This is a genomic window from Neorhizobium sp. S3-V5DH, from assembly GCF_004343065.1.
Lineage (GTDB): Bacteria > Pseudomonadota > Alphaproteobacteria > Rhizobiales > Rhizobiaceae > Neorhizobium > Neorhizobium huautlense.
The window spans coordinates 81,023-104,317 of the sequence record NZ_SMCL01000019.1 but is presented as its reverse complement, the minus strand read 5'-3'; the positions used below and the strand labels follow the sequence as shown (position 1 = coordinate 104,317).

Here is a 23,295-nt window from a genome sequence, read left to right as displayed (position 1 = left end):
GACTGGGCGACCTTTTGCTTACTTCTTGCCGACGGTGACCTTGATCATCTTGTCGGGGTTCGTCACCTCGCCGTTGCGGCCCTGGCCACGCTTGATCTTGTCGACGAATTCCATGCCGGACACGACCTTGCCGACCACCGTGTACTGTCCGTTCAGGAACGAACCCTCATCGAACATGATAAAGAACTGCGAATTGGCGGAATTGGGATCCTGTGAACGCGCCATGCCGACGGTTCCACGCTGGAACGGCACCTTCGAGAATTCGGCCGGAAGGTCCGGAAGGTCGGAGCCGCCGGTGCCGGCGCGCGCCGGATTGAAGTTCTTGCCATCCTGCTTGCCGAACTCGACGTCGCCGGTCTGCGCCATGAATCCGTCGATCACCCGGTGGAACACGACATTGTCGTATGCTCCCTTGGCAGCAAGCGCCTTGACCTGGGCCACATGTTTGGGCGCCGTTTCCGGCATCAGCTGGATCACAACCGGCCCGTCCTTGAGTTGGACGGTCAGAAAGTCGTCAGGTGCTGCCGAAGCCGGCAGGATCATCGAAGCAAAGGCGAAAGCGCCGGCGATAGCGAGACGAAACAGTTTCATGACAAATACTCCGGATTTCGGAAACGATCAGCGTTTCAGCTTGTTGTTCAGCGCGTTAAGGACCGCCGCGGGAACGAAGGCACTCACATCGCCGCCCATGGAGGCGATCTGCCGGACCAATGTGCCGGTAATGGGGCGAGTGGCGACGCCAGCCGGCAGAAAGACGGTCTGGATATCCGGCGCCATCTGGCGGTTCATGCCGGCCATCTGCATTTCATAATCGAGATCAGTGCCATCACGAAGGCCGCGGATCAGGAGCCCCGCACCGTTGGTGCGGGCAGCATCAACGACCAGCCGGTCGAAGGAGACGATGGACAGGCTGTCGGCACGCCCCGGCAACACCTCCTCGAGTGAGGCCCGGATCAGGTCCGCTCTTTCCTCGAAGGAGAACATCGGCGCCTTGCCCGGATGAATGCCGATCGCGACAATGAGTTTATCGGCAACGTTCAACGCCTGCACAAGCACGTCCAGATGGCCGTTCGTCATCGGATCGAAGGAGCCGGGATAAAAAGCGGTCGTCATGCTTTACGTCTTGGCCTGTTTCAACAGAATTTCCTGCGCCTTTTGTCATGGAAGCGGGGCATCCGCAAGCGCCTCCCCCTTTCTGAACAGGAGATGAATGGCCCGTTCAAGCGCGTTTCACAGCGAGTATGGTCTATAGGCATCGTGACGGAGACAATCCGTCCATACCGAGGGAGAAACGAAGGGAATGCTGGCAGTCATGGTATTGACCGCGGTTGTTCTTGCCTTGGCTGCGGAAGCCATAGTCGTTGCTTACGAGACGAGCTGGGCCTGACGAACCCAATTCTGAACGCCAGATGAACAGAGCGTTCAAGGATGCTTCAGAGCGGCCTAGGTAAGTTTCTCTCAAAATGCCGTGGAACCTGTTTGCGCCAGGCGCGTTCAGGCAAACGAGAAGGACAGACGGAGATGATCGCGAAAAGGAAAACGGTCATGCCTGACAAGATCACCATGATCAACCTGGTGTGGACGGCAATGATCGCTGTAATGCTGACGGCAACAGTCACCCTTTATCAAGATAAATCCGATTTGGCAGATCTGAACTATCCGCAGGTGACCGGTCGTTACAACGACCTCTCCTATTACTGAGCGATACGCTCGCGAGAAAGGATGACCATGTTCGTGACGTTGACTGTACTTGCAGGCTTGATCAGCATCATGTTCGTGGCATCCGTGGCCTCCACGATTTCCGAGCTTCGCCGCGAGCGCGACGATATGAAGGATTTTCGGGACTTCGCAAAACGGCACAGCGCGTTCTGACGATTTGACAGTAGCGAACTGAGCTTTAGCAGACTCCCGTCGCAGTCGGTTCAAAGAAAAGCCGGAGGATCCTTGATCCTCCGGCTTTTACTTTATTCACTTTCCGGGACGGGCCGGCCTATTCGGCCGCACCCTCGTCATTTGCCGGATTTTCATCCGCAGCGGAGCCGAGATCGCCGGTTTCGGCGGTTATCTCTTCCGGCAGGCCGTTGCCATTTTCGTCGTCGCTTTCCGGCTCGCTGATGCGCTCGACCGAGACGACCTTTTCATCCTTGGCGGTCGAGAAGATTGTCACGCCCTTGGTCGCACGGCTGGCGATACGGATGCCGTTGACCGGCACGCGGATCAGCACACCACCATCGGATACGAGCATGATCTGATCGGCGTCCTCGATCGGGAAGGCAGCCACGAGCTCGCCGATCTCCGCCGTCTTGGAGGTATCGGTGGCGCGGATGCCCTTGCCGCCGCGGCCCGAGGTGCGGAAGTCGTAGGAAGACGACCGCTTGCCAAAACCCCTCTCCGAGACCGTGAGCACGAACTGCTCGCGCGCCTTGAGCTCCTCATAACGCTCGTCGGAAAGCTGCCCTTCCTCAGTGACTTCCTCGCCCACGAGAGCGATATCCTCTTCATCCACACCAGCGGCGCGACGTTCGGCTGCAGAGCGCTTGAGATAGGCGGCACGCTCCCAGGGCTCTGCGTCCACATGGCCGACAATGGTCATGGAGATGATGCGGTCGTTATCGCCGAGCGTGATGCCGCGTACGCCGATCGAGTTGCGGCCGGCAAAGACGCGCACATCGCCGACGGGGAAGCGAATGCACTGGCCGAGAGCGGTGGTCAGCAGCACGTCGTCCTGATCGGTACAGGTCTCGACCGAGAGGATTTCGTCGCCCTCTTCCTCGAGCTTCATGGCGATCTTGCCGTTGCGGTTCACCTGAACAAAATCCGACAGCTTGTTGCGGCGAACGGTGCCGCGAGTCGTCGAGAACATCACATCCAGGTTATCCCAGGTGGATTCATCCTCAGGCAGCGGCATGATCGTCGTGATGCGTTCGCCGGGTTCCAGCGGCAGCATGTTGATCAGCGCCTTGCCGCGCGATTGCGGTGTACCGATCGGCAGACGCCAGACCTTTTCCTTGTACACGATGCCGCGCGAGGAGAAGAACAGAACCGGTGTATGGGTGTTCGCGACGAACAGGCGCGTGACGAAATCCTCGTCGCGCGTCGCCATGCCGGACCGGCCTTTGCCGCCGCGGCGCTGAGCACGATAAGTGCCTAGCGCCACGCGCTTGATGTAACCAAGATGGGAAACGGTCACGACCATGTCTTCACGGGCGATGAGATCCTCATCGTCCATGTCCGGACCGCCTTCCATGATTTCAGTGCGGCGCGGCGTGCCGAATTCGTCGCGCACCTCGGCCATTTCGTCCTTGACGATCTGCTGGATGCGCAGTCTCGACGACAGAATGTCCAGATAATCGCTGATCTCGGCCCCGATCTTGTTAAGTTCGTCGCCGATTTCGTCGCGGCCGAGCGCCGTCAGGCGGGCCAGACGAAGCTCGAGGATGGCGCGGGCCTGTTCCTCGGACAGATTATAGGTGCCATCGTCATTGATCCGGTGGCGCGGATCGTCGATGAGGCGTATCAGCGCCTCGACATCCTGAGCAGGCCAGCGGCGTGTCATCAACTGCTCACGCGCAGTCTGCGGATCGGGCGCGCGGCGGATCAGAAGAATGATCTCGTCTATATTGGCGACGGCAATGGCCAGACCGACCAAGACATGCGCACGTTCACGCGCCTTGCGCAGCAAATACTTCGTGCGGCGGCTGACGACCTCCTCGCGGAAGGACACGAAAGCCCTCAGCATGTCGATCAGGGTGAGCTGTTCCGGCTTGCCGCCGTTGAGAGCCACCATGTTACAGCCGAACGAGGTTTGCAGCGGCGTATAGCGATAAAGCTGATTGAGTATCACTTCCGCATTGGCGTCGCGCTTCAGCTCCACCACGACGCGATAGCCCTGGCGGTCGGACTCGTCACGCAGATCGGAAATGCCTTCGATACGCTTTTCGCGCACCAGTTCGCCGATTTTTTCGACCATCGCCGCCTTGTTCACCTGAAAGGGAACTTCGGTGATGATGATCTGCTCGCGGTCGCCGCGCATCGGCTCGATCGTGGCACGGCCGCGCATGATCACGGATCCGCGTCCGGTTTCATAGGCCGACCGGATTCCGGAGCGTCCAAGGATCATCGCGCCGGTCGGGAAATCGGGACCCGGGATGATCTGCATCAGCTCGGGTAGTTCGATCGCCGGATTGTCGATCAGCGCGATACAGCCGTCGATAACCTCGGAAAGATTGTGCGGCGGTATGTTGGTCGCCATGCCGACGGCGATGCCGCCTGCACCGTTGACCAAAAGATTCGGGAATTTCGCCGGAACCACGACAGGCTCGGAGAGCGTGCCATCGTAGTTGTCGCGGAAATCGACGGTTTCCTTGTCGAGATCGTCGAGCAGGGCGTGGGCGGCTTTCTCGAGGCGGCATTCGGTGTAACGTTCGGCCGCCGGCGGGTCGCCGTCGATCGAGCCGAAATTGCCCTGACCATCGATCAGCGGCAGGCGGAGAGACCAATCCTGCGCCATGCGCGCCAGCGCGTCATAGATCGCCGAGTTGCCGTGCGGATGGAATTTACCCATCACGTCCCCGGTCACGCGGGCGCATTTGACGTATTTCTTGTTCCAGTCGATGCCGAGTTCCGACATGCCGTAAAGGATGCGCCGGTGGACCGGTTTCAGTCCGTCGCGCACGTCTGGAAGTGCGCGGCTGACGATCACGCTCATGGCGTAATCGAGGTAGGACCGCTGCATCTCTTCCATAATGGAAATGGGTTCAATGCCTGGAGGCAGCTTTCCGCCGCCGGGTGTGCTTTGCTCAGTCAAATCGGATCACGATCTCTGTTCGGAATCAGTTTCTTTTTTATAGCGGAAAGCGGTTCCGAGCGCCAATTTCCACCGTCGTTTTGAACAGCTTTTGCGGTCTTTTCCAGGCATTTCTCCTGGGACGCGACGACGGCGGAAAGCCGTGAGGCGGGCTTTCCTAAACCGTGCGCCTGTCCTAACAATCTTCAAGTCCAACTGCAAGGATCGCAGAGGTCCAGGAGAAGATATGGCAAGCCCCGATATGCTGGTCAATGCGTTGACCACGATGCTCGTAACGCTCGATCCACCGGGGCTGGCGCCGGTCTTTCTCGGCCTGACGGTCGGCATGACGGGAATCCAGCGCCGCCACGTCGCCTTTCGCGGCTCCCTGATCGCGTTCGGCATCCTGGCGCTCTTTGCGCTGTTCGGATCGAACGTCCTGGGTCTGCTCGGAATATCGATCGGCGCCTTCCGCATTGCGGGCGGTTTGCTGCTTTTCTGGATATCCTTCGAAATGGTCTTCGAAAAGCGCCAGGAACGGAAGGAGAAGACGTCCCAGGCCGCAATCACGATCGACCACCTTCACAATATCGCTGTCTTTCCGCTGGCTCTTCCGTTGATAGCCGGGCCTGGTGCGATCTCCGCCACCGTACTGCTCGCCGGCGCCTTCCCGGGCCCACTCGACCGGACCCTGCTGATCGGCGTCATCGCACTCATTATGGGGCTCGTCTACGTGACGCTTCTGGTCGCGGAACGGCTCGACCGTTTCCTCGGCGTGACCGGCCGAGCAATTCTCACGCGCCTGCTCGGCGTCATCCTGGCCGCTCTCTCGGTGCAGTTCGTGCTCGACGGCGTTCGCTCGGCCTTCAATCTGTAATATTTCGAAAACGTCATATGGCGCGACATTGCAGGTTTTTCTGCTAAAAGCCGCGGCAAAGAGAATCAAAGAAGGTTTTGCCATGCGGCGTGTGTTGCGGCGGCTTTTTCCCGAAGCCACCTCCATCAGTGTGAAAGAACGGTTGCGCGCAGCCTCGGGAGCCCTGGCCGGGATCCTCGCAACAGGTTTGCTCGGCAGTCTGGCGCTGCGAGCCGACGCCTCTCTTCCGGCGCTGATCGCGCCGATGGGAGCCTCCGCCGTCCTTTTGTTCGCGGTCCCGTCCAGTCCCCTCGCCCAACCCTGGTCGATTCTCTGCGGCAATATCGTTGCCGCATTTGTAGGAGTCACCACGGCGCTCGCGATAGAGGACCCGTTCCTGGCGTCCGCGATCGCCATTGGCGTCGCAATCGCTGCGATGATGGCACTGCGATGCCTGCACCCGCCAAGCGGAGCCATCGCGCTGACCGCCGTTCTGGGCGGGCCTGCCATTCATGATCTGGGATACGGTTTCGTATTCTGGCCGGTCGCCGGCAACTCGCTCGCCCTGCTGCTTCTTGCCCTGGTCTTCAACAACCTGACGGGGCGCCCCTACCCTCATTCCATAAAGCCGCCGGCAACCGATCACGGTACCGCCGATCCCGCTCCGATGCAGCGGATCGGCTTTACTTCAGCCGACCTCGACGATGTCCTGAAGGAATACGATGAGTTTCTGGATATCGACCGCGAAGACCTGGAGACTATCCTCAGAAGAACCGAACTGCGATCCTACCGGAGACGCGCAACGCATCTCGACTGCGCCAGCATCATGTCTCGCGATGTAGTGGCGGTCGCGCCCGACAATTCGCTGAAAGAAGCGCAGGACGTGATGCGCAGCCACCATTTCCGGGCGTTGCCGGTCACCAACGACCGTGCCGAGGTCGTGGGCATTGTCACTCAGACGGATTTCCTGGATAAGGCGACCTGGACCACGGGGCGCCCGAGAATTGGCTTTGCTCAGCGGATTCGGCTTATGCTGTCCGGGGCAAGCGCCCCGAACGACACCGTCAAGGATATCATGACCACACCGGTCCGGACCGTTGCGCCCGACACGCCCATTGCCGACGCGATCGTCATCTTTGCAGAAGAAGGGCTGCACTATCTGCCGGTGACCGGCGGAACCAACAAGCTGGTGGGGATACTATCGCAGTCGGACGTGCTGGTGGCGATGCTCGCAGACAGCGCGAACCAGAATACGGAAACACGCCTCTCCGCCTAATGGCGGTCGGACGGTTGCCCGCGGGCATACCCGCCCGGCGAGTGCCGCTTGGATCAGAACGGAATATCGTCGTCGAGATCGCGGGAAAAATTGCCGCCGGCAGGCTGATTGCCGCCGCGGCTCGAGCCGCTGGAACCGCCCGAGGACCGGCGGTCATGATCATTTCCACCGCCATAGCCGCCGCCGAAGTCGTCACCGCCGAAGTCATTGCCGCCGCGGGCTCCGCGGTCGCCACCGCCCTCACCCCGGCCGTCCAGCATCGTCAGCGTCGAGTTGAACCCCTGCAGCACGATTTCGGTCGAATACCGGTCGTTGCCGGTCTGATCCTGCCATTTGCGGGTCTGCAGCGCGCCTTCGATATAGAGCTTTGCGCCCTTCTTCACATACTGCTCGACGACCTTGCAGAGGCCTTCGTTGAAGACCACGACGGTGTGCCATTCGGTCTTTTCCCGCCGCTCGCCGGAATTGCGGTCGCGCCAGGTCTCGGAAGTCGCGATGCGAAGATTGGCGATCGGCCGACCGTCTTGCGTGCGGCGAATTTCCGGATCGGCGCCTACATTTCCAATCAGGATCACCTTGTTCACGCTACCAGCCATAACTTTCACCTCATCCGCCGCCTGCTTTGCGGCCTTGAAACCAATCGTATCACTTTAGCCCATCGACATGCCCGGTTGGGCATTCATGAATTTTAATCCACAGGCAAATTGTTCTTTATTTGTTCTATTTTATTCCTATAGTGCTGTCAACCGACTCGGAACGGTCCGCAATCGCAGCAGTTTCGTCTCGACAGGCACGGATCAATCACTACATAAGGACCTCGATCCTCCCAAAGAGCATGATGATGAGTGAACTCAAAACCATTTCCATACGTGGCGCGCGCGAGCATAATCTTAAGGGCATCGACCTCGATCTGCCGCGCAATTCGCTGATCGTCATGACGGGCCTTTCGGGGTCGGGCAAATCGTCGCTTGCGTTCGACACGATCTATGCGGAAGGCCAACGTCGTTATGTGGAGAGCCTATCGGCCTATGCGCGCCAGTTTCTGGAAATGATGCAGAAGCCGGATGTCGATCAGATAGACGGCCTTTCGCCGGCAATTTCGATCGAGCAGAAAACGACCTCGCGCAACCCGCGCTCGACGGTCGGCACGGTCACCGAGATCTACGACTATATGCGCCTGCTTTTTGCGCGCGTCGGCGTGCCCTATTCGCCGGCAACAGGCCTGCCGATCGAAAGCCAGACCGTCAGCCAGATGGTCGACCGCATCCTCGCCTTCGAGGAGGGCACGCGCCTTTACATTCTGGCGCCGATGATCCGCGGCCGCAAGGGCGAGTACAAGAAGGAACTCGCCGATCTGATGAAAAAGGGCTTTCAGCGCGTCAAGGTTGACGGCCAGTTCTATGAGATCGCCGATGTTCCCGCGCTCGACAAGAAATATAAGCACGACATCGACGTTGTTGTGGACCGCCTCGTGGTGCGCTCCGACATTTCCGCACGCCTGGCGGACAGTCTCGAGACCTCGCTGAAACTGGCCGACGGGCTGGCGGTCGCGGAATTCGCCGACAAGCCGCTGCGCGCCGAGGATACCGCAGCCGGTGGCTCCGCCAACAAGTCGCTCAACGAGACGCACGAGCGGGTGCTGTTTTCTGAAAAATTCGCCTGCCCCGTTTCCGGTTTTACCATTCCGGAAATCGAGCCTCGGCTGTTTTCGTTCAACAATCCCTTCGGCGCCTGCCCGACCTGCGACGGCCTCGGTTCGCAGCAGAAGGTGGATGAGGCGCTGATCGTGCCGGAACCCGCCCGCACGCTGCGCGACGGCGCGATTGCGCCATGGGCGAAATCAACCTCACCCTATTACAACCAGACGCTCGAAGCGCTCGGAAAAGCCTTCGGTTTCAAGCTGTCCAGCCGTTGGAACGAGCTTTCCGAGGAGGCTCAGAAGGCCATCCTGGAGGGCACTGAGGAAAAGATCGAGTTCCACTATGCCGACGGCGCCCGTTCCTACAAGACGATCAAGAACTTCGAAGGCATCGTGCCGAACCTCGAACGCCGCTGGAAGGAAACCGACAGCGCCTGGGCGCGCGAAGAGATCGAACGCTACATGTCGGCCGCTCCCTGCCCGGCCTGCAACGGTTTTCGCCTGAAGCCGGAAGCTCTCGCGGTGAAGATCAATAAGCTGCATATCGGACAGGTCACGGATATGTCGATCCGGCTTGCGCGCGACTGGTTCGAAGTGCTGCCGGAACAGCTGAACGCCAAGCAGAACGAGATCGCCGTCCGCATCCTCAAGGAGATCCGCGAGCGTCTGCGGTTCCTCAATGACGTGGGCCTCGATTATCTCAGCCTCTCGCGCAATTCCGGCACGCTTTCGGGCGGCGAGAGCCAGCGCATTCGGCTCGCCTCGCAGATCGGTTCCGGCCTCACGGGCGTGCTTTACGTATTGGACGAACCGTCGATCGGCCTGCACCAGCGGGACAATGCGCGGCTGCTCGATACGTTGAAGCACCTGCGTGACATCGGCAATACCGTGATCGTCGTCGAGCATGACGAGGACGCTATTTTAACGGCGGACTATGTGGTCGACATCGGCCCGGCCGCCGGTATCCACGGCGGTCAGGTGGTGGCACAGGGCGCGCCGAAGGACATCATGGCCAATCCCAAGTCGCTGACCGGCAAATATCTGTCGGGCGAACTCGGCGTGCCGGTTCCCATGGAGCGCCGCAAGCCCAAGAAGGGCAAGGAGATCAAGGTTTTCGGTGCTCGCGGCAACAATCTCAAGAATGTCACCGCGGCCATTCCGCTCGGTGTCTTCACGGCCGTTACCGGCGTTTCCGGCGGAGGCAAGTCCACATTCCTCATCGAGACGCTCTACAAGGCTGCCGCGCGCCGCGTCATGGGTGCGCGCGAAATACCTGCCGAACACGACAAGATCGACGGTTTCGAGTTTATCGACAAGGTGATCGATATCGACCAATCGCCGATCGGACGTACGCCGCGTTCCAACCCGGCGACCTATACCGGAGCCTTCACGCCGATCCGCGACTGGTTCGCGGGTCTGCCGGAAGCCAAGGCACGCGGCTACCAGCCGGGACGGTTCTCCTTCAACGTCAAGGGAGGGCGCTGCGAAGCCTGCCAGGGCGACGGCGTCATCAAGATCGAGATGCACTTCCTGCCGGATGTCTACGTCACCTGCGACGTCTGCCACGGCAAGCGCTACAATCGCGAGACGCTTGACGTGCATTTCAAGGGTAAATCGATCGCCGACGTGCTGGACATGACGGTTGAGGAAGGGGTGGAGTTCTTCTCCGCGGTGCCGGCGGTGCGCGACAAGCTGCAGTCGCTCTTCGATGTCGGCCTCGGTTATATCAAGGTGGGGCAGCAGGCCAACACGCTTTCGGGTGGCGAGGCGCAGCGTGTCAAGCTAGCCAAGGAACTGTCGAAACGCTCGACCGGACGTACGCTCTACATCCTCGACGAGCCGACGACGGGCCTGCATTTCCACGACGTGGCCAAGCTCCTAGAAATGTTGCATGAGCTGGTGAACCAGGGCAATTCCGTGGTGGTGATCGAGCACAATCTCGAGGTCATCAAGACGGCCGACTGGATCATCGATATCGGTCCCGAAGGCGGCACGGGCGGCGGTGAAGTGGTCGCGTCCGGCACGCCCGAGCAGATCGTCAAGGAAAAGCGGTCCTATACCGGCCACTTCCTCAAGGAACTGCTGGATCGCCGGCCAGCGAAGAAGGTGGAAGCGGCGGAATAGCAGTATTGCGTCATGGAGGGGAATTCATGAAGAAAGCCGGCACTATTCGCACAGGCATCGGCGGCTGGACCTTCGAGCCTTGGGAAGGCACGTTCTATCCGGAAAAACTGGCGAAGAAGAAACAGCTAGAATATGCGGCCAGCAAACTGAAGGTGATCGAGGTCAACGGAACCTATTACGGCTCGCAAAAGCCCGAGACTTTTGCCAAATGGGCTTCCGAAGTGCCGGATGGTTTCATCTTTTCGCTGAAGGCGAGCCGCTTCACCACCAATCGCAAGGTTTTAGCGGAGGCCGGAGAGTCCATCGAAAAGTTCCTGACCCAGGGTCTGACGGAACTCGGCGATCATCTCGGGCCGCTGCTGTGGCAATTCGCGCCGACCAAGAAGTTCGAGCCCGAGGATTTCGAGGCTTTCCTGAAATTGCTGCCGAACAAGCTCGATGGCTTGAAGCTGACCCATGCCGTCGAAGTCCGCAACGACACATTCAAGGTGCCGGAATTCATCGCGCTGCTGACGAAATACAATATCGCCCCGGTTTGTGCCGACCATTTCGACTATCCCATGATCGCCGATGTGACCGCCGATTTCGTTTATGCCCGGCTGCAGAAAGGGTCCGACGATATCAAGACCTGTTATCCCGAAAAGGACATGAAGGCGTGGGCGCACCGGCTTGAAATATGGGCGGAAGGCGGCGTGCCGGACGATCTGCCGCTGATCGACGAAAGCCACAAGCCGAAGAAGGAGCCGCGCGACGTCTTCGCCTTCTTTATCCATGAAGGCAAAGTCAACGCCCCCTACGGCGCAATGGCCATGAGCGAACTTCTGGAAACCAAAACTAACCGGTGAGTGTGACACTCGCATTGGCGGCCAGATCTTCAGCCGTCATGCCCCTGCCGGCGCGCTTTGCCGCCTCGGCATGGAGGTAGACGCCAGCGGCGGCCGCTTCGAAGGCGGGCATGCCTTGCGCCAAGAGGGCGCCGATCATGCCCGCCAGCACATCGCCGGAACCCGCGGTCGCCAGCCATGGCGGTCCGTTGGCGTTGATGCAGGCACGGCCGTCCGGGCCCGCTATCACCGTATCCGCCCCCTTGTAGACAATCACCGCGTGAGCGCGCTCGGCCGCTCTTAAGGCCTTCTCGACCTTGCTCTGATCCTGTTCGGGGGCGAGGTCGGGAAATAGCCGGGAGAATTCGCCCTCGTGCGGCGTCAGCACCAGGCGTGTTTCACCCCCGGCAAACGCATCGAACAATTCCGAGGGACGTTCTTTAAAGGACGTAATGCCATCGGCATCCAGCACCAATGGTCGATCCTTGAGCGCCAGGACGAATTGACGAGCCTTCTCGCCAACGCCAAAGCCGGGGCCGAGCACGAAGGCGGAGAGTTTTGCCGAAGCCGTCCAATTCTGCAGGTCGTCCAGGTCGTCGATCTGATGCAGCATGACGGCAGTGAGCGAGGAGGCATTGACGGGCAAGGCATCGGCGGGCGATCCAACGGTCACCAGTCCGGCCCCGGCTTTCAGGCCCGCTGTGGCGGCAAGCCGGGCGGCCCCCGTCTTCGTCCCCTCCCCGGAAAAGACAACCAGATGTCCGCGACGGTATTTATGCGTTGCCGCTTCCGGCGCCGGAACCAGATCCCGCCATAGAAGCGGGCTGTTTTCGCAGATCCTGCCCGCGACGGAACGGATGATCCGAACCGGAATACCGATATCGAAGACTTCGATGTCTCCGCAGAGTGACCGTCCCGGTAAAAGCAGATGTCCGGGCTTGCGGGCCATGAAGGTGACCGTATGTCGGGCTGTGAAAGACGCGCCGAGCGGCACGCCGCGGCGGCCGCAGAGGCCTGAGGGCAGATCGACCGCCAGGACCGGGACTTTGGCTCCGTCCACCTTGCCGATCACCAGTTGCACCGCTTCAGGTACGTCCCGCGCCAAGCCGGCACCGAAAAGGGCGTCAACGACGATGTCACCCTGCTCGGGTCGATAGCATTCGAGCGGCTCGGAGGGTCCGCTCCAGAGATGGCGTGCGTGGCGCGCATCTCCCTTCAGTCCCTCCGGGTCGCCAAGATGGAAGACATCGACGGAAGCACCGGCCTCTACCAGTGCGCGGGCGGCCACATAGCCGTCGCCGCCATTATTGCCCGGCCCACACAGGACGGCGAAGCGCAATGCGCCGGGAAAATTCCGCAGGGCCGACGCTGCGACAGCTCGCCCTGCCCTTTCCATCAGATCGAACGAGACAATACCGGACCGGGCAGCGGCGGTGTCGGCTGCGGTCATTTCGTTCGGCGTCAGCAGTAGATGATCGATGGGAAAGCTCATACTGCTATTGAATGGAAACGTGGTCAGAAAACAAGCGGCGATGTCGGCTCTCGATAGCATATTTAATATGCATTTGCCTAAATAATAATCTCTACGGCGCTTCTATTTACATCTGCTTACATTCCGCAAAAACGAGACAAAACGCTCATTCCTGCACCGCACCGCACAAGAATCAGAAAAAATGGAAGCATTTCGGCCACGGAACACGCCGTTCTGCGGGGATTTCGCTCAAAAACACATTATTTTTTTGAAAGTCCCTTCCGAGTTTGGCACGATAACTGCATTGGCATGGCCGAGCGGGTAAAGGCCTGCTTCAAGCGAGAAGCGGAGAGATAGTTTCTCATGAAAAAGATCGAAGCGATCATCAAACCTTTCAAGCTGGATGAAGTGAAGGAAGCCCTTCAAGAGGTCGGCTTGCAGGGAATCACCGTCACCGAGGCAAAAGGTTTCGGGCGTCAGAAAGGCCATACGGAACTCTATCGCGGTGCGGAATATGTTGTTGACTTCCTGCCGAAGGTTAAGGTGGAGGTTGTCCTGGCGGACGAGAACGCGGAAGCGGTCATCGAAGCGATTCGCAATGCCGCGCAGACTGGACGGATCGGGGATGGCAAGATATTCGTCTCCAATGTGGAGGAGGTCATCCGTATCCGCACTGGTGAAACGGGCGTAGACGCCATCTAATCCGCCCCGCGGCCGCCGGCCCGGGCTCAATCGTCATCTTACATCGAGGAAGGTCATATGACGAGCGCAAGCGAAATCATGAAACAAATCAAGGAAAACGACGTCAAGTTCGTGGACCTGCGCTTTACCGACCCGCGCGGCAAGCTGCAGCACGTCACCATGGACATTGCGTCGGTCGATGAGGACATGTTCGCCGACGGCGTCATGTTCGACGGTTCCTCGATCGGTGGCTGGAAGGCCATCAACGAGTCCGACATGGTACTCATGCCTGACCCGGCCACTGTCCATATGGACCCCTTCTTCGCGCAGTCGACGATGGTCATCTTCTGCGACATTCTCGATCCAATTTCGGGCGAAGCCTATAACCGCGACCCGCGCGGAACTGCCAAGAAGGCTGAAGCCTACCTGAAGGCATCCGGCATCGGCGACACCATCTTCGTCGGGCCCGAGCCGGAATTCTTCGTCTTCGACGACGTCAAATACAAGGCCGACCCCTATAACACCGGATTCAAGCTGGATTCGTCGGAATTGCCGTCCAACGACGATACCGACTATGAGACCGGCAACCTCGGCCACCGTCCGCGCGTCAAGGGTGGCTATTTCCCGGTTCCGCCGGTCGACAGCCTGCAGGATATGCGCTCCGAAATGCTGACCGTGCTTGCCGAAATGGGCGTGGTCGTCGAAAAGCATCACCACGAAGTCGCCTCCGCCCAGCACGAGCTCGGCGTCAAATTCGACACGCTGGTGCGCAACGCCGATAAGATCCAGATCTACAAATACGTCGTGCATCAGGTCGCCAATGCCTATGGCAAGACCGCGACCTTCATGCCAAAGCCGGTGTTTGGCGACAATGGTTCGGGCATGCACGTGCATCAGTCGATCTGGAAGGACGGGAAGCCGACCTTTGCGGGTGACGAATATGCCGGCCTCTCCGAGAGCTGCCTTTATTACATCGGCGGCATTATCAAGCATGCCAAGGCAATCAATGCCTTCACCAACCCGACGACCAACTCCTACAAGCGTCTCGTTCCGGGTTATGAAGCGCCGGTGCTGCTCGCCTATTCGGCGCGCAACCGCTCTGCTTCGTGCCGCATCCCGTTCGGGACTGGGCCGAAGTCGAAGCGGGTGGAAGTTCGCTTCCCCGATCCGCTGGCAAACCCCTATCTCGGCTTCGCCGCCATGCTGATGGCCGGTCTCGACGGCATCAAGAACAAGATCCATCCGGGCAAGGCCATGGACAAGGACCTTTACGATCTACCGCCGAAGGAGCTCAAGAAGATCCCGACTGTCTGCGGATCACTGCGCGAAGCGCTCGAAAACCTCGACCGCGACCGTAAGTTCCTGACCGCCGGCGGCGTGTTCGACGACGATCAGATCGACGCCTATATCGAACTGAAGATGACGGAAGTCATGCGCTTCGAAATGACCCCGCATCCGGTCGAATTCGACATGTACTACTCGGCCTGATCCGGCGATTCTGCCACTGGCGTTTTCGAACGGCGAGCTCAGGCCCGCCGTTCTTTTTTGGCGCGGCATCGCCTCAGCGGCAGGGAATACCGGGGCCATAGCGGCGATCCGGTTTGACGGCAGGATTCTCGATTATTGCCGGACCTTGGAATGCTCAGCCGTCGCAGGAAGTAATTTTGCGATTCCAGATCCGTCGGCCACAGATGACGCAAGTCTATCCTTGGAACAATGAAGGGCGGTGCGCATTACTCTCTTGATGTCAGAGAATTCTATTCCCACATTAGGATGCGAAAGGACATCGCACCATGAAACAACGCAACGCTAAGTTTACAATCGGAGAGGTGGTCCGCCACAAGGTCTTTCCGTTTCGGGGCGTCGTGTTCGATGTGGATCCGGAATACGCCAATTCTGAAGAATGGTGGAATGCCATTCCGGTCGAAATCCGGCCAAACAAGGACCAGCCCTTCTATCACCTGCTCGCCGAAAACGACGAGACGGAATATGTCGCATACGTTTCGGAGCAAAACCTGGAGCATGACGAGAGCGATACTCCCTTGCGCAATCCTCAGGTCTACCAGATCTTCGATCGCGGTCCATCAGGCCAGCTGAAACCCAAGGTCATCCTGGCCCACTGACTGGCGGCGACAATCAAAAAAAGACGCCTGCATCTCCCGGCGTCCTGCCTACAAAAAAGCCGGCATCTCTGCCGGCTTTTTCTCAGATGAACATCAAGACGGTTACTGGCCCTGCTTGGCCGCGTTCTGTGCGTCTTCCAGCTTCTTGCGGGTTTCTTCCGCCTTCTTCTGCAGGCCTTCTTCCAGGCTGCGCTGGCTCTGGGCGATCTGCTCCTGCGGCATTGCCGGGCCATCGAACACACCGGTAAAGCCGGAGAGCGAAACCTTGATCGGGTTCGGCGCGCGGCGGAAGTTGATTGACGTGAAGACGACGTCGTTACCCTTCTTGAGGCTGGCGATCATCGCGTCCGTCAACGGCACTTCCGCAGTGCATTTATCCGGCAGGCAGACGACATAATCCAGTTTCTGGCCCTTGCCGCCATCGATCTGCATGATGACGCCCGGCGGCACGAGGCGCGCGGTCGGAACCGAAACCTGCAGGATCTTGCGGTTTACCTTGCCTTCGACGGTGATCAGGCCGACAGCCGTGACCAACTGCCCGTTCTGGGCGGCGATGATGTTCTGCACGACGCAGATGTCGCTGTCATCCTGCTTGCTGCAAGTCTTGAACCAGCCGAGCGGCGGTGCACCCGGAGCGGCGGCGGCAGGTGCCGCGGCATCCTGTGCAAGGGCTGCAGCCGGCAGCGCACTTGCGCCAACCGAGAGAGCGAGAACGGACATTGCCGTCCGCAGAACTTGGGTTGCCTTAAGCATCATAACGAGATCCGTCTCCTGAAATCCGTGGGGCGGCAAGACGCCGTTCAAATCCCTCGGGGTGTCCTACTGCCCGTCACCTGTCGGCGAAATGAGGCATTTGAATGACCCGCCCGTCCGGCAAACCTGTTACATCGCGACGGCCACGATATCCAGCCCCCTCTTTCGTATTTTTTCACAAGGCGTTAACGCGCCTGTTCAATCTTTCGCGGGCGGTGCCGGGTTGGTCCCCCTAGGGGTATGCGTTATCTTGCCTTCGAATCAGCGAGGACATCTCCCACCATGAGCTCGATGCGACGCTTTGTTCCCCTTATCGCGGCCCTTTTGATCGGCGGGCCCGCAACAGCCGAGCCCCTGCACGGGATCGCAATGCACGGATCGCCGGCCCTGCAACGAGACTATAAGCACTTTTCTTACGTCAATCCGGAGGTCAAAAAGGGCGGCAGGGTGGCCTATGGGGTGGTCGGCACATTCGACAGCCTCAATCCGTTCGTCCTCAAAAGCATGCGCACGACCGCACGCGGCCTCTGGGACACCATCTTCGGGCATCTCCTCTACGAACCCCTGATGACTCGTTCCAGCGATGAACCATTCACGCTTTATGGTCTGCTCGCCGAGAGCGTCGAATGGGATGAAGACCGCACCTTCATACAGTTCAACATCAACCCGAAGGCAAAGTGGTCGGACGGCCAGCCGGTGACCCCGGAGGACGTGATCTTCACGTTCGAAATTCTGCGCGACAAAGGCCGAATTCCCTTTTCCAACCGGCTTGCGCCCGTGGAAAAGATGGAAAAGGTGGGCGAACGCAGCGTACGTTTTACCTTCAACGACAAGGCTGACCGCGAGTTCCCGCTCATCCTCGCTACCTCCACCCCAATCCTGCCGAAACACGTCATCGATCCTACGACTTTCGACCAGTCGACTTTGAAGCCCCCTGTGGGCTCGGGCCCCTATCTCGTCAAATCCGTGTCACCCGGCGAACGCATCGTTTATGAGCGAAATCGGGATTATTGGGGCAAGGACATTCCCTCGAAGATCGGCTTCGATAACTACGATCAGATCTCGGTAGAATATTTCCTGCAGGAAAACACTCTCTTCGAAGCCTTCAAGAAGGGTGTGATCGATGTCTATCTGGAAGGCAGCCCGACTCACTGGGCTCGTGCTTATGACTTTCCCGCTGTACAGAAAGGCGAAGTCATAAAAGACGCCTTCAAGCCGCAGCTTCCAACGGGCATGCTCGGCTTCGTGTTCAACACCCGTCGTCCAGTCTTTGCCGACGTCAACGTCCGTGCCGGCCTGTCGCTGGCCCTGGATTTCGAATGGGCCAACAAAAACCTCTTCGAAGGCGCCTATACCCGTACGGAAAGCTATTGGCAGGACTCGCCGCTCTCTTCTCTCAGCAGACCGGCAGATGAGCGCGAACTTGCCATTCTCGGACCGGCCAAGGAGAGGATCGAACCTGCGGTTCTCGACGGCACCTATCGCCTGCCGAAAACAGACGGCTCCGGCGCCGATCGGAAGGTGATGAGAGACGCTGTCGACCTTCTGAAAAAAGGCGGCTACACGATCAAGAACGGCAAGATGTCCGATGCCAACGGAAAACCGCTCGTCTTCGAGGTGATGACGCAGACCCAGGACCAGGAAAAGCTGGCGATCGCCTATCAGCGCACGCTGAAGATGATCGGCGTCGACATGGCGATCCGCACTGTCGACGACGCACAGTACCAGGCCCGCTCCGGCAGTTTCGACTACGACATGATCGTCAAATCCTATCCGTCGACGCTGTCACCCGGCATCGAGCAGGTTGGCCGCTGGGGATCCTCTTCGCGCGACCGGCCGGGCAGCTTCAATTTCGCTGGCGTCGCCGACCCGGATGTCGACAAGCTCATCGGGTCCATCCTCTCCGCCCGTAGCAAGGAGGATTTCGAAGCGGCGGTGCGCGCCTATGATCGGTTGCTGATTTCCGGTCACTACATGGTGCCGCTTTATCACATACCGGAGCAATGGCTGGCGCGCCGCAGCTACATCAGCTATCCGGAGAAACTGCCGCTTTATGGCTACCAGCTCAACACCTGGTGGGACAAACGGGCGCAATAGCCGAATTCAGGTCGATCAAGTAAAGGAAGCCCGTCATGGAGCGCGTGACCATAGACATCGTTTCGGACGTCGTTTGCCCCTGGTGCTATCTGGGAAAGGCGCGGCTGGAGCTCGCCATCGCCGAAGTGCAGGACGAGATCGGGGTGGACATCAACTGGCGCCCCTATCGGCTCAATCCGGACCATCCGCCGGAAGGCGTCGATCACCAGAGCGATCTGGCCCGCAAGCTTGGGGGTAAGGACGCGGTGGATCGCGCCCATGCCATGCTGCAAAAGCTCGGCGAGGACGTTGGCATCCGCTACAATTTCGAGGCAATCAAGATCGGGCCGAATACGCTCGATGCACATCGGATGCTGCATTGGGCGATGACCGAGGGGCGCGAAGTTCAGGACAAGGTCGCAACAGCCCTCTTCAAGGCAAATTTCGAGGAAGGACGAAATGTCGGCGATCCCGCAGTGCTGGCAGATATTGCCGAGCAATCTGGCCTTGACCGAAAGGTGATCGAAAACCTTCTGGCGACGGATGCGGACAAGGACACGGTTCTTTCCGAGATCGACGCGGCCCAGAAGATGGGCGTCACCGGCGTTCCTTTTTTCATCATCGACGGACAATATGCGGTGAGCGGGGCGCAGACACCGGATGTCTTCGTCAACGCCTTGCGCGAGATTGCCAAGCTCAAGGCCGATGCCCGCAAAGGCATGATTTGATCCAGGGTCCCCTCGCCCGCAGACCAAAGGGGCTCGCAAGGCCCGATACCCGCGACACCCGATCCATTCGTAACGTGCAGGATCAGGCTTTCGCCAGCTCCGCGAATTGTGTCATCACCTGCGCTGCAGCCGTCAGCCTTTTTTCCGGCGTGGGAAGCTCCCGCGTCAGGAATACACTCTGATCCGGCCGAATCTTCGCGAGCGTTCCCTGCTTGGCGATATATCCCACGAGCGCTGCAGGATTCGGGAACTGCTTGTCGCGGAAGGTAACGACCACGCCCTTCGGCCCTGCCTCCAGCTTCTCGACATTTGCCTTCCGGCAAAGGGACTTGATGTAGACGACCTTCAGAAGGTTCTGCACCTCCGGCGGCATCGGGCCGAAACGATCCACCATTTCCGCGCCGAAACCGTCGATCTCGGAGAGTTCGGAGACCTCACCAAGACGGCGATAGAGCCCCATGCGCAGATGCAGATCCGGCACATAAGATTCCGGGATCATCACAGTGATGCCAGCGGAAATCTGCGGTGACCAGCCGGTATCGACGATCTCGTCGTCGCCCTTCACTTCCGCCACCGCCTCCTCCAGCATCTGCTGGTAGAGCTCGAAACCGACTTCCTTGATATGACCGGATTGTTCTTCGCCGAGCAGGTTTCCGGCGCCGCGGATATCAAGGTCGTGGCTTGCAAGCTGGAATCCGGCCCCGAGAGTGTCGAGCGACTGCAGCACTTTCAGGCGACGTTCCGCCGTCGTCGTGAGCGGCTTGTTGACCGGCAGGGTGAACAGCGCGAAGGCGCGCACCTTGGAGCGGCCAACGCGGCCGCGAAGCTGATAGAGCTGCGCCAGTCCGAACATGTCGGCGCGATGCACCACCAGCGTATTGGCGGTCGGCACGTCGAGACCGGATTCGACGATGGTCGTCGAGAGAAGCACGTCGTACTTGCCGTCGTAGAAGGCATTCATGATGTCTTCAAGCTCACCGGCCGGCATCTGACCATGGGCGACGGCCACCTTCAGCTCCGGAACGTCCGACTGAAGGAAAGCTTGAATCTCCGGCAGATCGGCGACCCGGGGACAGACATAGAAACTTTGGCCGCCGCGGTAATGCTCGCGCATCAGCGTCTCGCGGATGACGAGCGGATCGAAGGGCGAGATGAAGGTGCGGACCGCCATGCGGTCGACCGGCGGGGTGGTGATGAGCGAAAGTTCGCGAACACCCGTCATAGCAAGCTGCAGCGTGCGAGGGATAGGCGTCGCCGAGAGCGTCAGAACATGCACGTCGCTCTTTAGCTCCTTCAGCCGCTCCTTGTGCTTGACGCCGAAATGCTGCTCTTCGTCGATGATCAGCAGGCTGAGATTGGCGAACTTGATGCCGGCGCCGAGCAGTGCGTGGGTGCCGACTACGATATCCACCTTGCCCTCGGTCAGAGCTTTCTTGGTTTCCGCCAGTTCCTTGGCAGATACGAGACGGGATGCCTGGGCAACGGTGATCGGCAAGCCGCGAAAACGGTCGCGGAAGGTCTTGTAGTGCTGGCGGGCAAGCAGCGTGGTCGGCACGACGACTGCGACCTGCGCGCCGTTCATCGCCGCAAAAAACGCCGCCCGCAGCGCAACCTCGGTTTTACCAAATCCCACATCCCCGCAAACCAGACGATCCATCGGCCGGCCCGCTCCCAGGTCGTCCCGCACGGCGTCGATGGCATTCGCCTGGTCGTCCGTCTCGTCGTAGGGAAAACGTGCGGCGAATTCGTCGTAGAGCCCTTCCGGCGTGGTCAATACAGGCGCACGGCGGGTGATGCGGGTCGCGGCAATGCGGATAAGCGCATCCGCCATGTCCAGCAGGCGCTTCTTGAGCTTGGCCTTGCGGGCCTGCCAGGCGCCGCCGCCGAGCTTGTCCAATTGCGCTTCGGCGGCATCCGAACCATAGCGCGACAAGAGATCGATATTTTCGACAGGCAGGAAGAGCTTAGCCTGATCGGCATAGTGCAGTTCCAGGCATGCCCGCGGCGCGCCGGCTGCCTCGATGGTCACGAGGCCGACGAAGCGGCCGATGCCGTGTTCTGCGTGGACGACCAGCGAACCTTCGTCGAGGCCCGCCACTTCCGTCAGGAAATCCGCTCCGCGCTTGCGGCGTTTGCCGCGGCGGACCATGCGGTCGCCGAGGATATCCTGCTCGCCGATGACGGCGATCTTGTCGGTTTCGAAGCCCGCCTCCAGGCTTAGCACTGCCGAGGCCGCTTCACCTTTTTCGAGTGTATCGAGATCGGAGAGCTTCTCGATCTGTTTGATACGCTTCAGGCCGCGCTCGTCGAGCACCTGCAACAGACGATCGAGCGAACCGGCCGACCAGCCCGTCACCAGCACCTTGATGCCGGCCGCCCGCTTGTCGGCAATATGCTTGACGACCAGGTCGAACACATTGATGCGCTCGTCTCGCTCCTTGTCCTCGGTCTGCGATTTGGCCCAGCGCGGCCCGGCATGCGCATCGAGCGTCACCACCCGGCGACCTTCAGTGTCCGCTTCATTGAATGGCGTAAGCCGCAGCGCGTTGACCGCAGCGAGAGCAGAGGCGAAAGCCTTGCCGTCGAGGTAGAGCTGGCCGGGAGAAACCGGCTTGTAAGGCGCGGCCTGCGCCGCGGCTCCCTTGCCCTGCGTCCCGCTGTCGCGCCGCGCGTCGTAATAGTCGAGGACAAGCTTGGAACGCTCGTTCGCAGCCTCTTTGGCCGTGTGATCGGTAACGATGCGAAAACCGTGGAGATAGTCGAAGGCCGTCTCGAGCCTCTCGTAAAAGAGAGGCAGCCAATGCTCCATGCCGGCATAACGCCGTCCTTCCGAGACCGCCTGATAGAGCGCATCGTCGCGAGTGGCTGCGCCGAAAAGGGAGAGGTAGTTCTTCCGGAAGCGGCTGATCGTGTCCGGCGTCAGCGTCACCTCGCTCATGGGATTGAGATCGAGAGAACGGGTCTGGCCGGTGGTCCGCTGGCTGGCAGGGTCGAATGAACGAATCGATTCCAACGTATCCCCGAAGAAATCCAGCCGCACAGGCTCTTCCGTGCCCGGCACGAAGACGTCCAGAATGCCGCCGCGAACGGCGAATTCGCCCACTTCGCGCACGGTCGCAACGCGCTCGAAGCCGTTGCGCTCCAACCGAGCAGCAATGTCGTCCATGCGGATCTGATTGCCAGGCCTCGCCGAAAAGGCAAGGCTCTCGATAATCTCCGAGGGAGCGATCTTCTGCAGCATCGCATTGACCGTCACCAGTACGATCGCGGCATGAGGCTTCTTGCGATGCGAGATCAGACCAGAAAGGGCCGCAAGTCTGCGGGCGGAGACATCCGCGCTTGGTGAAACCCGGTCGTAAGGCAAACAGTCCCAGGCAGGCAGCGTGAGCACCGGAATTTCCGGCGCGACGAATGACAGCATCTGCTCGAGATCGGGCATGCGCTGGCCGTCGGACATGATATAGGCTACGGGCTGGCCCGCCCTTGCCAGTTCGGCCAGCACCAGCGGCTCCATGCCGGGAGGCACATTGCCGATGCTCAGCGGAGCCTGCGCCGCCGCTATTTTCTTCGCATCAAATCCTGGAATCATTGCGTCGGCCCGCGCCTTGCTTCGAGCGAAGCTTTGGTGACAGGATCAAAATCAGGCTTATAGGCCGCAACCCGAGCAAAAAGCGGCGTCTGCCTGTGCTCCGGCAGCGGCTTGGCTCCTGTGATCCAGGCATGCAGATCATGATCGTCTTCGCCCATGATCGTCTCGAATTCGTCGAGTTCTTCCTCCGACAGCCGGGCGATCTCGGCCTCCGCAAAGCTTCCGAAAACGAGGTCCATTTCGCGGATGCCGCGATGCCAGCAGCGATAAAGGATGCGGCGGCGGCGCGGGTCGAGATCCGCGCTGGTGCGCGATAGTCCTGTCATATCGGTGTCCTTGTTCCGCGGTTCATATAGGACGGAAATACAG

The 23,295-nt window shown here is 59.8% G+C and carries 19 protein-coding genes; 11 read left to right on the top strand and 8 right to left on the bottom strand.

What is annotated here, in order from left to right:
• Positions 1–18: 18 nt before the first annotated feature.
• Entirely contained in the window at positions 19–591 is a 573-nt protein-coding gene (locus EDE09_RS21745) for a peptidylprolyl isomerase (protein WP_105373776.1), read from the bottom strand.
• A gap of 27 nt (positions 592–618) precedes the next feature.
• Positions 619–1,113, bottom strand: a complete 495-nt coding sequence (coaD, locus tag EDE09_RS21740; protein WP_112798067.1) for a pantetheine-phosphate adenylyltransferase — start codon at positions 1,111–1,113, stop codon at positions 619–621.
• A gap of 432 nt (positions 1,114–1,545) precedes the next feature.
• Between coaD and EDE09_RS28325 the strand changes: the two genes are divergently transcribed.
• Both EDE09_RS28325 and EDE09_RS28320 read left to right on the top strand, forming a co-directional pair.
• The gene (locus tag EDE09_RS28325; protein WP_157949089.1) at positions 1,546–1,701 is read left to right on the top strand and encodes a hypothetical protein; all 156 of its coding nucleotides are present in this window, start codon (positions 1,546–1,548) and stop codon (positions 1,699–1,701) included.
• 33 nt (positions 1,702–1,734) lie between these two features.
• Complete coding sequence (locus tag EDE09_RS28320) at positions 1,735–1,872, top strand: hypothetical protein (RefSeq protein WP_165924251.1); 138 nt, start codon at positions 1,735–1,737, stop codon at positions 1,870–1,872.
• Positions 1,873–1,990: 118 nt separating this feature from the next.
• Here the strand turns inward: EDE09_RS28320 and gyrA are convergent, their stop codons facing one another.
• Positions 1,991–4,807, bottom strand: a complete 2,817-nt coding sequence (gene gyrA, locus EDE09_RS21735) for a DNA gyrase subunit A (RefSeq protein ID WP_132412893.1) — start codon at positions 4,805–4,807, stop codon at positions 1,991–1,993.
• A 226-nt stretch (positions 4,808–5,033) separates the two neighbouring features.
• Between gyrA and EDE09_RS21730 the strand changes: the two genes are divergently transcribed.
• Together EDE09_RS21730 and EDE09_RS21725 are read left to right on the top strand one after the other, a co-directional pair.
• Positions 5,034–5,663, top strand: coding sequence for a MarC family protein (locus EDE09_RS21730; RefSeq protein WP_105373780.1), 630 nt, complete (start codon positions 5,034–5,036; stop codon positions 5,661–5,663).
• An 82-nt stretch (positions 5,664–5,745) separates the two neighbouring features.
• On the top strand, positions 5,746–6,918 hold the full coding sequence (locus EDE09_RS21725; protein ID WP_132412891.1) for an HPP family protein: 1,173 nt from the start codon (positions 5,746–5,748) through the stop codon (positions 6,916–6,918).
• Positions 6,919–6,971: 53 nt separating this feature from the next.
• Here the strand turns inward: EDE09_RS21725 and EDE09_RS21720 are convergent, their stop codons facing one another.
• A complete protein-coding gene (locus EDE09_RS21720) occupies positions 6,972–7,514 on the bottom strand; it encodes a single-stranded DNA-binding protein (protein WP_105373781.1) in 543 nt (180 codons plus the stop codon).
• Positions 7,515–7,759: 245 nt separating this feature from the next.
• On the opposite strand from EDE09_RS21720, the gene uvrA reads away from it, so the two are divergent.
• Together uvrA and EDE09_RS21710 are read left to right on the top strand one after the other, a co-directional pair.
• A complete protein-coding gene (gene uvrA / locus EDE09_RS21715; protein WP_132412889.1) occupies positions 7,760–10,681 on the top strand; it encodes an excinuclease ABC subunit UvrA in 2,922 nt (973 codons plus the stop codon).
• Between the two features lie 26 nt (positions 10,682–10,707).
• Positions 10,708–11,526 (top strand): DUF72 domain-containing protein, encoded by an 819-nt coding sequence (locus EDE09_RS21710; RefSeq protein ID WP_132412887.1) that lies wholly within the window; start codon positions 10,708–10,710, stop codon positions 11,524–11,526.
• Here the strand turns inward: EDE09_RS21710 and EDE09_RS21705 are convergent.
• On the bottom strand, positions 11,516–12,997 hold the full coding sequence (locus EDE09_RS21705; protein ID WP_132412885.1) for an NAD(P)H-hydrate dehydratase: 1,482 nt from the start codon (positions 12,995–12,997) through the stop codon (positions 11,516–11,518). The two genes, EDE09_RS21710 and EDE09_RS21705, sit on opposite strands and share 11 nt — an antisense overlap.
• Before the next feature lie 342 nt (positions 12,998–13,339).
• Here EDE09_RS21705 and EDE09_RS21700 point away from each other — a divergent pair, with 342 nt between their 5' ends.
• The 3 genes from EDE09_RS21700 (at position 13,340) to hspQ (ending at position 15,780) form a co-directional block, all read left to right on the top strand.
• Positions 13,340–13,678, top strand: a complete 339-nt coding sequence (locus EDE09_RS21700; RefSeq protein WP_003515720.1) for a P-II family nitrogen regulator — start codon at positions 13,340–13,342, stop codon at positions 13,676–13,678.
• Positions 13,679–13,735: 57 nt separating this feature from the next.
• Complete coding sequence (glnA, locus tag EDE09_RS21695; protein ID WP_105373783.1) at positions 13,736–15,145, top strand: type I glutamate--ammonia ligase; 1,410 nt, start codon at positions 13,736–13,738, stop codon at positions 15,143–15,145.
• Positions 15,146–15,450: 305 nt separating this feature from the next.
• Positions 15,451–15,780, top strand: a complete 330-nt coding sequence (gene hspQ / locus EDE09_RS21690; protein ID WP_105373784.1) for a heat shock protein HspQ — start codon at positions 15,451–15,453, stop codon at positions 15,778–15,780.
• A 102-nt stretch (positions 15,781–15,882) separates the two neighbouring features.
• Here the strand turns inward: hspQ and EDE09_RS21685 are convergent, their stop codons facing one another.
• Entirely contained in the window at positions 15,883–16,536 is a 654-nt protein-coding gene (locus EDE09_RS21685) for an invasion associated locus B family protein (protein ID WP_105373785.1), read from the bottom strand.
• Positions 16,537–16,824: 288 nt separating this feature from the next.
• On the opposite strand from EDE09_RS21685, the gene EDE09_RS21680 reads away from it, so the two are divergent.
• Entirely contained in the window at positions 16,825–18,630 is a 1,806-nt protein-coding gene (locus EDE09_RS21680) for an extracellular solute-binding protein (protein WP_165924256.1), read from the top strand.
• Between the two features lie 35 nt (positions 18,631–18,665).
• Complete coding sequence (locus tag EDE09_RS21675) at positions 18,666–19,337, top strand: DsbA family oxidoreductase (RefSeq protein ID WP_132412881.1); 672 nt, start codon at positions 18,666–18,668, stop codon at positions 19,335–19,337.
• Between the two features lie 82 nt (positions 19,338–19,419).
• Here EDE09_RS21675 and mfd read toward each other — a convergent pair whose 3' ends face one another.
• Entirely contained in the window at positions 19,420–22,926 is a 3,507-nt protein-coding gene (gene mfd, locus EDE09_RS21670) for a transcription-repair coupling factor (protein ID WP_132412879.1), read from the bottom strand.
• Positions 22,923–23,252, bottom strand: a complete 330-nt coding sequence (locus EDE09_RS21665) for a succinate dehydrogenase assembly factor 2 (protein ID WP_112798080.1) — start codon at positions 23,250–23,252, stop codon at positions 22,923–22,925. The genes mfd and EDE09_RS21665 overlap by 4 nt, the downstream gene beginning before the upstream one ends.
• Positions 23,253–23,295 lie beyond the last annotated feature (43 nt).

Excerpts from the sequence above, each read along its gene's own strand:
- EDE09_RS21745 (WP_105373776.1), bottom strand. The coding sequence starts at position 591 with ATGAAACTGTTTCGTCTCGCTATCGCCGGCGCTTTCGCCTTTGCTTCG.
- coaD (WP_112798067.1), bottom strand. The coding sequence starts at position 1,113 with ATGACGACCGCTTTTTATCCCGGCTCCTTCGATCCGATGACGAACGGC.
- EDE09_RS28325 (WP_157949089.1), top strand. The coding sequence starts at position 1,546 with ATGCCTGACAAGATCACCATGATCAACCTGGTGTGGACGGCAATGATC.
- EDE09_RS21730 (WP_105373780.1), top strand. The coding sequence starts at position 5,034 with ATGGCAAGCCCCGATATGCTGGTCAATGCGTTGACCACGATGCTCGTA.
- EDE09_RS21725 (WP_132412891.1), top strand. The coding sequence starts at position 5,746 with ATGCGGCGTGTGTTGCGGCGGCTTTTTCCCGAAGCCACCTCCATCAGT.
- EDE09_RS21720 (WP_105373781.1), bottom strand. The coding sequence starts at position 7,514 with ATGGCTGGTAGCGTGAACAAGGTGATCCTGATTGGAAATGTAGGCGCC.
- uvrA (WP_132412889.1), top strand. The coding sequence starts at position 7,760 with ATGAGTGAACTCAAAACCATTTCCATACGTGGCGCGCGCGAGCATAAT.
- EDE09_RS21710 (WP_132412887.1), top strand. The coding sequence starts at position 10,708 with ATGAAGAAAGCCGGCACTATTCGCACAGGCATCGGCGGCTGGACCTTC.
- EDE09_RS21705 (WP_132412885.1), bottom strand. The coding sequence starts at position 12,997 with ATGAGCTTTCCCATCGATCATCTACTGCTGACGCCGAACGAAATGACC.
- EDE09_RS21700 (WP_003515720.1), top strand. The coding sequence starts at position 13,340 with ATGAAAAAGATCGAAGCGATCATCAAACCTTTCAAGCTGGATGAAGTG.
- glnA (WP_105373783.1), top strand. The coding sequence starts at position 13,736 with ATGACGAGCGCAAGCGAAATCATGAAACAAATCAAGGAAAACGACGTC.
- hspQ (WP_105373784.1), top strand. The coding sequence starts at position 15,451 with ATGAAACAACGCAACGCTAAGTTTACAATCGGAGAGGTGGTCCGCCAC.
- EDE09_RS21685 (WP_105373785.1), bottom strand. The coding sequence starts at position 16,536 with ATGATGCTTAAGGCAACCCAAGTTCTGCGGACGGCAATGTCCGTTCTC.
- EDE09_RS21680 (WP_165924256.1), top strand. The coding sequence starts at position 16,825 with ATGCGACGCTTTGTTCCCCTTATCGCGGCCCTTTTGATCGGCGGGCCC.
- EDE09_RS21675 (WP_132412881.1), top strand. The coding sequence starts at position 18,666 with ATGGAGCGCGTGACCATAGACATCGTTTCGGACGTCGTTTGCCCCTGG.
- mfd (WP_132412879.1), bottom strand. The coding sequence starts at position 22,926 with ATGATTCCAGGATTTGATGCGAAGAAAATAGCGGCGGCGCAGGCTCCG.
- EDE09_RS21665 (WP_112798080.1), bottom strand. The coding sequence starts at position 23,252 with ATGACAGGACTATCGCGCACCAGCGCGGATCTCGACCCGCGCCGCCGC.